General features: G+C 53.7%; 9 protein-coding genes. 3 read left to right on the forward strand and 6 right to left on the reverse strand.

What is annotated here, in order from left to right; genetic code table 11:
• Positions 1-134: 134 nt before the first annotated feature.
• The 4 genes from GTN70_01315 to GTN70_01330 all read right to left on the reverse strand — a co-directional run bounded on the left by GTN70_01315 (position 135) and on the right by GTN70_01330 (position 5,198).
• On the reverse strand, positions 135-914 hold the full coding sequence (locus tag GTN70_01315; protein ID NIO15636.1) for a methyltransferase domain-containing protein: 780 nt from the start codon (positions 912-914) through the stop codon (positions 135-137).
• Complete coding sequence (locus GTN70_01320; GenBank protein NIO15637.1) at positions 911-2,302, reverse strand: hypothetical protein; 1,392 nt, start codon at positions 2,300-2,302, stop codon at positions 911-913. Before GTN70_01320 ends, GTN70_01315 begins: the two co-directional genes overlap by 4 nt.
• Positions 2,303-2,373: 71 nt before the next feature.
• Positions 2,374-3,978, reverse strand: a complete 1,605-nt coding sequence (locus GTN70_01325) for a DUF885 family protein (protein NIO15638.1) — start codon at positions 3,976-3,978, stop codon at positions 2,374-2,376.
• 137 nt (positions 3,979-4,115) lie between these two features.
• On the reverse strand, positions 4,116-5,198 hold the full coding sequence (locus tag GTN70_01330) for a choice-of-anchor D domain-containing protein (GenBank protein NIO15639.1): 1,083 nt from the start codon (positions 5,196-5,198) through the stop codon (positions 4,116-4,118).
• A 450-nt stretch (positions 5,199-5,648) separates the two neighbouring features.
• Between GTN70_01330 and GTN70_01335 the strand changes: the two genes are divergently transcribed.
• The gene (locus GTN70_01335; protein NIO15640.1) at positions 5,649-5,819 is read left to right on the forward strand and encodes a hypothetical protein; all 171 of its coding nucleotides are present in this window, start codon (positions 5,649-5,651) and stop codon (positions 5,817-5,819) included.
• 68 nt (positions 5,820-5,887) lie between these two features.
• Here the strand turns inward: GTN70_01335 and GTN70_01340 are convergent, their stop codons facing one another.
• The gene (locus GTN70_01340; protein ID NIO15641.1) at positions 5,888-6,700 is read right to left on the reverse strand and encodes a hypothetical protein; all 813 of its coding nucleotides are present in this window, start codon (positions 6,698-6,700) and stop codon (positions 5,888-5,890) included.
• A gap of 236 nt (positions 6,701-6,936) precedes the next feature.
• Entirely contained in the window at positions 6,937-7,353 is a 417-nt protein-coding gene (locus GTN70_01345) for a YjbQ family protein (protein NIO15642.1), read from the reverse strand.
• Between the two features lie 262 nt (positions 7,354-7,615).
• Between GTN70_01345 and GTN70_01350 the strand changes: the two genes are divergently transcribed.
• Together GTN70_01350 and GTN70_01355 are read left to right on the forward strand one after the other, a co-directional pair.
• Positions 7,616-7,819 (forward strand): cold shock domain-containing protein, encoded by a 204-nt coding sequence (locus GTN70_01350; GenBank protein NIO15643.1) that lies wholly within the window; start codon positions 7,616-7,618, stop codon positions 7,817-7,819.
• 388 nt (positions 7,820-8,207) lie between these two features.
• Positions 8,208-9,245, forward strand: coding sequence for an ATP-dependent 6-phosphofructokinase (locus GTN70_01355; protein NIO15644.1), 1,038 nt, complete (start codon positions 8,208-8,210; stop codon positions 9,243-9,245).
• Positions 9,246-9,392: the final 147 nt, after the last annotated feature.

Below are 9,392 nucleotides of genomic sequence, written 5' to 3' on the forward strand. Positions count from 1 at the left end.
ATCCGAGGTTCCGAAACTCCGAATTACCTAGAAGTTCAGAAGTTGAGAAGTTAAGAATTGTAAAACTTCTTATTTTCTGAACTTCTGACGTTCCGATCTTCTTGTTTTTGTTGGACTATGAACTATGAACTGGTTTATGGTTTGCGCCCGATGATTACCATCCTGGCGTTCATGAACCCGAAATCCCCTTTCCGCATAAGGGGGGAAAAATCGCTGATAACGCGCACATCGGTAAAGCCGAGGCTGCTTACGAGGGAGCTGAAGGTATCGGGCCCGTATATCCAGAGGGAATAGCAGCTGTCCTTGATGAGCCCATCTTTCTTGCTGAGAACCATTTCGCGTGTGTGAATCGAATCGCCGTCGAGCTCCCTCTGGCGGCAGACGACTATGTCTTCCCCGATTTCGTGCCAGGCAAGGGGTTTGAACCTTTCCCGTATCATCTCGCCGTTTGCAATGTCAACGAGCAGGTACCCACCTTTCTTCAACAGCCTCAGGGCCTCGGAGAGTATTTTCCGGTCGCCCTTGGCGGAGGGCAGGTATCCGAGGGAGTTTCCCAGGATGAGTATGCAGTCGAATCTATCCGGATTGAGGCCCGTGTGCCGTGCATCTCCCTGGATGAAGGTGATTGACATTCCCTGCTTCCCCGCCTCCTCTCTTCCCCTTTCTATCAGGTACTGGGAAAAGTCCAGGACGGTAAGGTTTCTAAACCCCCGTGAAAAGAGCTCGATGCTGTGCCTTCCGTGACCACCGCACAGGTCGAGCACCTCGTCATCCGGGGAGAGGGGTATCGTATCGAGTATTATGTCGATTTCCCGGCTGGTCACGGTATCGTCGCACACCGACCGGGCATCGGTAACCAGGTACAGCTCGTCGAAGAGGTTCATCCACCATTCAGGGTCGGCCTTGATGCTCATGTTTCCTCCGTGTGTGCCCCGAAACTGAACAGGCCGTCTGAGGCGAATACGGCGTAGCTTCCCCCCCAGGGCTGGGAACGTGCGATTTCGAGCTCCTCTTCCTCTATGCTGATGATGGGATCCAGCTCTCCCGAGAGCCACATCTTCTCGAGGGTCAGGCAGTCGGACCAGACAGTTTTGCAGTACGACGTGAGGGCGTCGATATGCACTGGTGCCAGCACCCGGGGCCGGAGGGCGATCTTGATCGGCCCGAGAAGGTAAGTGAAGCGCTCTTTCAGGGCCATCTTTTCCTGCATCTGTGCCACTTCGAAAAGGTCCCCGTAGTTCATCTTCAGGATGGCCTCGTTGATACGCGTTACCGCCTCTCTCACGGACACGTTCGATCGCAGGATCCCCAGGGGCTGGACTCCGCCACCGCTGCCCACGTTTGTCGGGATGCCCCCGTACCTGACGAGAAAGCCGAACATCCTGCCCGGGCCGAAGAGGCAGCGGAAGTCGGTCTGATACCGGGTCATGACGACACGCCTGCTCTCTCTGTCCAGATCCGGGTTGTCCTCTGCCCAGAGGCAGAAGGGGATTTTCTCCTGGACGATGTAATTTTTCTCTTTCAGGGCGAGCTCGATTGCTTCATCGGCATTTTCGTTTACCCCCCCGACGCGGACCCCTATCCCCGAATACCCGCGCTCCGGCTTGAGGACCAGGCTCTCCCAGTTCATCCGGGTCCACTCGATGAGGTCTTCGATCGTCTCCCCTCCCGGGCCTTCTGTTTTTCGGGGATAAAACTGCCGGGTCCAGGGAGTCCGTCTGACCGTTTCGGGGTGAAACCTGTCTTTGTGGGCCCCGGTTATGATCTCGTAGGTGCTTTTCACGTTGATCGGCTCAGTGCCTCGTGGGTTGATGACCCGGCCTTCCCCGACGGCCTTCAAGAGAGGCGACAGGCCCTTTTTCCGGTGGAGGGACAGGAGGATATCGGTGTTGAAATCCATGAAGATTATGGAAACGGGATTTCCCCGCCACGACACCTTCCCGCCGGTGAACTCCAGCTCGTGTGGAGCCATGAGCGCTCCGGTGATACCGGGGACAGAGCTGAGCTTTTCTGCGAGGTTGATATTTTCCGTTACGTCTAAAAGCGTCTCTTCCTCGGCCACGACGGCTATCAACCCCGTGTTCGAACCTTCCCGGGAGCGATGAGCCTCCAGCAGCATCTCGGTAAATCCGTCTATCGGGTAAAGGAGGGGGTGGTCGAAATCGAGGTCGACGCCGATGGGAATGATTTCGTTCAGCCTGCTCCAAACTGCCTTTCCGATTATCTGGGTTACGCGCTGGTAATCCCACCCTCCGGGACTTCCAAGGTTCCATTCGGAATGATATCCGCGAAAACCATCCATCACATCTCTCTCAAAGGGGTATATTGTCTCTCACCTTGCAATTTCACGGTGTCCGCTTCCCGCATAGCGGACTATGAAGTACTCTCTTTCGCCCCGTGCCTTTTCAGTATTTTTTCCAGGTGTGGAAAATCGATTTCCCCCTCGACAAGGACGGCTCGAACGAATTCGGGTATGTCTGCCTCTCCAAATTGCCGGTATAGATCCAAGAAGCGCGTGAGCCCAAAAGTGTAGCACACCTGGTAGCCGGGTCTCAACGCGTATTTGGGAACCGCTGAGGCGGCGGCACTTTCGTCGAATACTCTCTCGGCGAGAAAGGCGGCGGCGGATTGCAGGTCCATTTTGCCCGTTTGCAGGTCAAGGTCCACCAGACCCCGCAGTGCCCTGCGATACCGTCTTTTTGCAAGAAGCAGGAGATCTCCCTTCCCGGTGAAATATCCGGTCTGCCTCATGAGCTCCTCGGCAAAACAGGCCCAGCCCTCGTAAAAGAGGGGCGTCTCGATGGGGCGCCTGACGGACCGGCAGCCGTGCCAGCGGCTTGCATCGAGCAGGTGATGGCCCGGGTAGGTCTCGTGGGCCGCCAGCATCCGGTAATCGATGAGGTCCTCCCGGTTGTTGTCCCATTCCTCTCCCGCGGGAACGATCGAAAAGGTCCCTCCGAAAGAGGGGCCGGCGGGGGAAAAACTGTACGAGGAAGCAGCCCGGATCGTGGCCAGGTATGGGGGCACGACGGAGACGCGAACCGGGTAGAGGCGGGAAAATTCAGATGACACGATGCCGGAGTCTATGCAGTGGGCAAGCAGGTTTTCGATCTCCCTTCGGAAAAGCTCCGTCGGCCCCTCGTCCGGAAGCTGCGGTACGCCGATGTGCCTGACGGCTTCGCCCCAGGAGCTTCCCGGAAGGATCTTTTCCGCCTCCCGTTCGAGTATCGTTTTCGTTATTGATATTTCATCTTCTATGGCGCTTCGCACCTCATCCGCACCGACTCCGCAGCGCATGTGATCCCTTATGACGAGATCGAAGAGGTCCCGGGGAAGCAGGAAGCTCTCCCGCGTCGACACGTTGGCCAAAGATTGGTGGAAAGACTCGAGTGCTTCGAGAAGGGGCGGTACTCCCTCTTTCACTGCACCAAGCGGTTTCAGCCAGGCGGTCATTTCGCGAACCATCCTGATGCCCATGTCCCTGAAGAGGGCGGGAATGTTTTTCAGGGATTCCCTGGCTGCTTTCAAAAATGAGGGAAGGCCAGCGGCCCTCTCTGTCCACGCCTGCTGGTCCGGTGTCGTAAGGGCCGAGGCGAGGCCAATGCAGGCTACCGTCAGATAGAAGGTTGGCTGGTCAGACTGGAATCGAACCTCCATGAGCTGTTCCCTGAGAGTTTTCGAGAGGGAGATGAGCGTTTCGATGTCGGTGAGGGTTTCAAGGTCCCCGTTATCTCCGGACAATGCCGCGAGCCTGCTTTCGAAACGGGAGAGCCTCCTTTCGACTTCCCGGACCCTTTCCGCCGAGAAATCGTCCCAGCGTGACCAGTCGGGGGCGTGGGGTACGAGCTGGGGAAAGTAGTAAAACTCGTCGCTCTCACAGCAGACGGGGAAGCAGCCCTGGAGATACCGGAACATGTCGCCGGCCAGGGACTCTACCGCCTGTTCGCTGCCCGGAAAGCTTTTCGGGGGATCTGCCATAAAGTGCCCCGTTTTCGTGTGATGACCTTCCCTATCGTTAGATTGTATCAGTTTTGCTTCCGGGAAAAGACCGGTATGGATGGCCCCTTGAAAAAGAAAGGAGCCCTGTGTTGGAGAAAGAGGGGAGTTAGCCTTTTTCAGTTCAGGGTCTTGCTTCCCTCGTTGGAAAAGTCGCTTTCGTTCCCCATCGTGTCATAGGCGGTAATGCTGAAATAGAGGGTGCCGGCCGGCAGATCCAAAAGGGTATAGGAAAAGAGGTAGCCAACGTCTATCGAGTCCGTGTAATTCCCTGAGGAGGCCCCGATGTAGATTTTAAATCCGGCCAGGTCGGTTGCCGGTGATCCGTCGACGTTGGTGTCGGGAGCCTGCCAGTGGAGTGAGACCGTCCGGTCCGCAGGGATTACGCTGTCGCCGGACCCTGAGAAAACAATTGCCGACGTCGCATTTACGGGGTCGTTGGATAGGATGTGGAGCTCACCTTCGTAATCACCGGGAGACCCTGGGGTGAAGGAGACGGTCACCGTCCTGGTTTCACCCGGCGGGATCGCGGGTTCCGTGCTTTCGGAGGGATATTGTCCCCCGTTGACGTCCAGGGAATAGTGGTCCGTGTCGGTGAGGTAAATGTCGGAGACGATGAGATACTCTGTCCCCGAGTTCGTGATTGACACCTCGATGGGTTCGGAGTTGGTGCCCGTTTCGATCATTCCGAATACGTGGTTCGAGGGGGAGACGCCGATTACGGGTTTAGCGGTGCCTGTTCCCGTCAGGGGAACGCTGACCTCCGCCGGGCCGGGGTAATCCGAGGATATTTTCAGTGATGCGCTGCACTGATAGGCGGCATAGGGAGAGAAAGAAACGGAGACCGTCCTGCTCTCCCCGGGAGGAATGAGAGGATTCAAGCAGCCGGAGGGGTTCTCTCCGCCGCTTGTGTCCAGCGCGTAATTTTCCGTATCGCTCAGGGACATGCCGGATATGGAGAGGTCCTCCGTCCCCTCGTTGTGAATCGTTATGGTCGACGTCAGGGCGTTTCCCACCGCGACAGACCCAAAGTCGATGCTGGAGGGGCTCAGGGAAATCCTTGCGCCGGAGCTGCCGAAAATTTTCAGGCCACGCCATTCACCCCCGCATCCGTATAAAAGCAGGATCATCGAGGCAAATGAAATAAAAGACAGGAGAAGGAAGGAGTACGCTCTTTTTTGAGAGGGCATCTTTTTTGTCATCGCATCCGGTTCCTTCTCCCAGACGTTTCAAAGAAGATGCCAACCGCCCTACTTTTGTAACCCGTTGATATTTATAATAATTTAAACTTTTCCGGAGCTTTTGGATCACAAAAGTGTATTCCACCGGGAAAGGCCGGACCGTTTTACTTTTATTTACAGAGACTTACAATAGACCTTATGAGATGACAAGTTTGTAAAATTTTTCCCATCGTAAATAATTAGGGAAATTATTAGTCATGGGTAAAAATTTGCCCAATATGGTGAAATATTTTTTTTGCCAGGGCTTGCGCGGAGTTAAACGGGCGAGGGGGAATGCAATTACTGTATTATTTTCAACAGGTTAAAAAGGGCAGGGATTTGTCTCCCGCTGGCAGGATTTTTGAATGAGTTATCGATACGGAATGGACAGGAGGGGGCGGAAGAAAAATGCAACGTGGGAGGTGAGAGGCAATGATATGTCCCATCTGTTTCTGTGTAAACGATGAAAATTATGAGAAGAGCTGCGAGGGCCACGGGGAGATCATAATCAGGTACTGCAGGAATTGCGGTGAACACCTGGAGCATTGCGTCAGGTGCCTGGCAGAGGACAACATAGAAGCCTACATAAACGGTTACCTGTAAGGGCCTGTCCTCCAGGTCGGGCAGCCTGCTTGCCCTTCAAGAAAACTGCAGCCGATCGGATTGCGCTTTCATCGTTTGTGTCGCAAAAGACCGTAGGACCTCAGTTTTTGCATCTCCGATGGATAGGTGTCTCCGTACCAGACCAAGAAGGATGATTTTGAGCCGTCTTTGTCCGTTCTGTACTGCGCCCTCCAATCTCCCCACTTCTTGTTTTGCTTGACTGACTTGTCCCAGTATTCCCGAAGCCTTTTATCCCTCAACCTGCGGAGCTTGTTCCTCCTTTCGGCTATCGATTTGTGGGCGCACTCATTGCGTCCGCATGTTTTGTACCGGCCATCGTGGCGGAGGAAGTATCTGCCGCAGGTCTCACAGGAGGAGATATGTTGCTCTATGGTGAAGTCCGTAAGAAATGCAGCGAGCCGTAATTTCAGTTTGTCGGTATATGACTCTATCTCCGGGTTGAATGAGGTTCCTGTGTATCGGAACTTGTGGTTTTTAAACCATGCATCCAGGACGTCTCCCGCGAGCTTTGTTCTCCACTGTCGGCCCCTGGAAATGTAATCCTTGATCGTGTATATTCGGGTGAAAATTCTTATGTTGCCGGATTTCCACGAGACGATTGCGAGCAATATATCTCTGAACTCGAAGAGGTCCAGAATGTCCTTTGCAGCGAAGGCGGGTTGTTTTTTCAGGTGTTCCAATACGGAAGGGTCGTCGATATCGAAGGGCTGAAAACCTGCCCCTTTCAGCTTGATAAGGCGGGACTCGATAAATTGATCCTGCTCGATCTCTTCCCTGCTCAGATTAAGGAGCGCCGGGAGCCATCCATGCGCCTCCAGCTTTCCCTTTTTCAACTTTTTCAGGTGCTCTCTTTTCCGCAATGCATCACTTCCTTGTTTTTACTCTATGTTACATTGATGTAACTATATTGTCAATATAAATTACAATATCAACAGTAAAATATTAATATATATATTAAATTAATGTTAATTATATTTATAAACATATTATCGTGCATTTTGGTTTTTTGAAGGGGGTGTTTTTTCTCGCTTTATCCCCTTTTTTCTACGGTAAAAAATCGGTTTCCCGTGGGGGGCAAGCATTCGGGGATTGTACGCTAATCACCGATCAGGGTTACGATGATTTCCCTCCTTCTCGGCCTGTTGTCGAAATCGATAAAGACTATCTGCTGCCAGGTACCCAGGGTAAGCGACCCCGTGATGAATGGTATGGCGAGGGATGGTTTCAGGAGCGCGGCCCTCACGTGGGAAAAGCCGTTGCCGTCCCCCCAGCGCCTGTCGTGGTCATAGGGGATGTTCGATGGTACGATTGTCTCGATGGCCCTTTTCAGGTCGTTTAGAGCTCCCGATTCATATTCGATTGAAGTTACGGCGCCGGTGGAGCCGGGGCAGAAAACGGTGGCCAGGCCATTTTGGAGGCCCGAAGACTTCAGTATCGTTCTCACCTGATCGGTGATATCGATTATGTCGCTGAAGCCCTTCGTGTCCAGAGAAATTGAGTCGGAGTGCGTCATGGAGTTCCCCCCTCTGTGCTTTTTTTTCACCATGTCCCTTCCCGTTATTTTAGTAGAACGCACCGGCCTGTTCAGAGATAATTGGATCTTACATGATCCCGTCTCGGGTTGCCATGCGCCAAATACGCTACGGGCAGCAGAAGAGGAGAGAGGATCAGCGGCCCTTTTCTCTTGACAACGGTATGCGTTGTTGTTATTTTCCATAAAACCGTGCGTTCCATGCGCATAAGCGAGATGAGCTTTTTCAAGGAGGTTGCTAAAGATGGCTGAAGGTCGTATTAAGTGGTTCAATGAATCCAAGGGTTACGGTTTCATTGAGCAGGATGATGGTCCAGATGTGTTCGTACACTTCTCGGAAATTCAGATGGAGGGGTTCAAGACCCTGAAAGAGGGTGACCAGGTAGAGTTCGAGATTTCCGAAGGGCCGAAGGGACCGCAGGCGACAAAGGTTGTCAAGGTAAGCTGAGCTTTTTGCGTGTTGAGAGATTGCGTCTTACCCGTTCGTCGGTTCTCGCCGCAGTGAGGAACGGGAATTTCTCATAAATCGCTTCTTACCATCGGGTATTCAAGGCAGACTTTATCTGTGTTGCGTGCTTTCTGCGTTTGAATGGCACGGGGTGATCTTCGTCCATCCGGGCCGTGCCCGTTTGCTTCGGGCCGCGGGAAAAAAAGAGAAGGGGGGCAGCCCGGAAGCTTACGCCAGCATGGAATAGTCCCTTTTCCCGCGGGTCACCCTCGCGCAAAAGAGTTTTCATTCTGCTCCAGCTGGCGTATTCTGAATCTAAGGGTGCTTCATACGTATCACAAGTGTATCTGGCCAACCACCGGAAGGATGTTGAATTCAGGGGGTTACGATGAAAATCGGTGTCTTGACAGGAGGCGGGGACTGTCCGGGTCTCAACGCTGTAATCAGGGCAGTGATCAGGAAATCGGACAGGTTCGGTTACCGTGTCCTCGGGATAAATAACGGGTGGAAGGGCTTGCTCGATTTATCCTACCGGGACCTGCTGCCCTCCATGGCGTCGGGGATCCTGCATGTGGGAGGTACCATTCTCGGGACGTCGAGGACAAATCCCCTCAAGCGGGAAGGCGGTCTCGATACCGTGCTGAAAAATGTATCGAGGCTGGAACTGGGGGCCATAATCGCAATCGGGGGCGAAGATACCCTGGGCGTTGCCAAAAAGCTCTACGACGAGGGGGTCAATATCGTTGGAGTCCCCAAGACGATCGACAACGACTTATCCGGAACAGACTACACATTCGGGTTCGATACTGCCGTCACGATAGCTACCGAGGCGATCGACCGCCTCCATTCAACGGCTGAATCTCACAACAGGATAATGGTGGTCGAAGTCATGGGAAGGAACACCGGCTGGATAGCCACCTACGCAGGCCTTGCCGGAGGTGCCGATGCCATCCTGATACCGGAGAAACCATTCGACCTTGACGAGGTGTGCGAACTCCTGGTAAAGCGGCACATGCGGGGCAAACAGTTCTCCATCGTCGTCGTGGCAGAGGGGGCGAAACTGGCGGTCCGGGGAGCCGAGGAGAAACTGATCACCCAGGAGACGCGGGTGGATGAGTTCGGCCATGTCCGGCTCGGGGGGATTGCCCAGGTGATTGCCACGGAGATCGAGAAAAAAACCGGGTTCGAAACACGCTTCGTTGTGCTCGGTCATATCCAGCGGGGCGGGTCGCCAACCCCCCATGACAGGGTGCTTGCCACCCGTTTCGGGATATTTGCCACCGAAATGGTGAAGAAGGGCGAATTCGGAAAGATGGCAGCTCTCGCAGGGGACAGGATCGTCGCGGTACCCCTCGAGGAGGCGGTGGCGAAAACCAAGACGGTGAACATGGAAATTTTCAAAATATCCGAGGAGTTTTTCGGCTAATTCCTCCATATTTCCTTGACCGACATCCCGGGCAAAAAGAAAAATCAAACCGTTGCCGCAGCTTCTTTGCAGATGGAACGCGCTCGTTGACGAGAAGTGAGCTTTTCCAAAATATATATCAAAAAGATATCGTTAATAAATATTTTT

The organism is Deltaproteobacteria bacterium, assembly GCA_011773515.1.
Classification (GTDB): Bacteria; Desulfobacterota; Deferrimicrobia; order J040; family J040; genus WVXK01.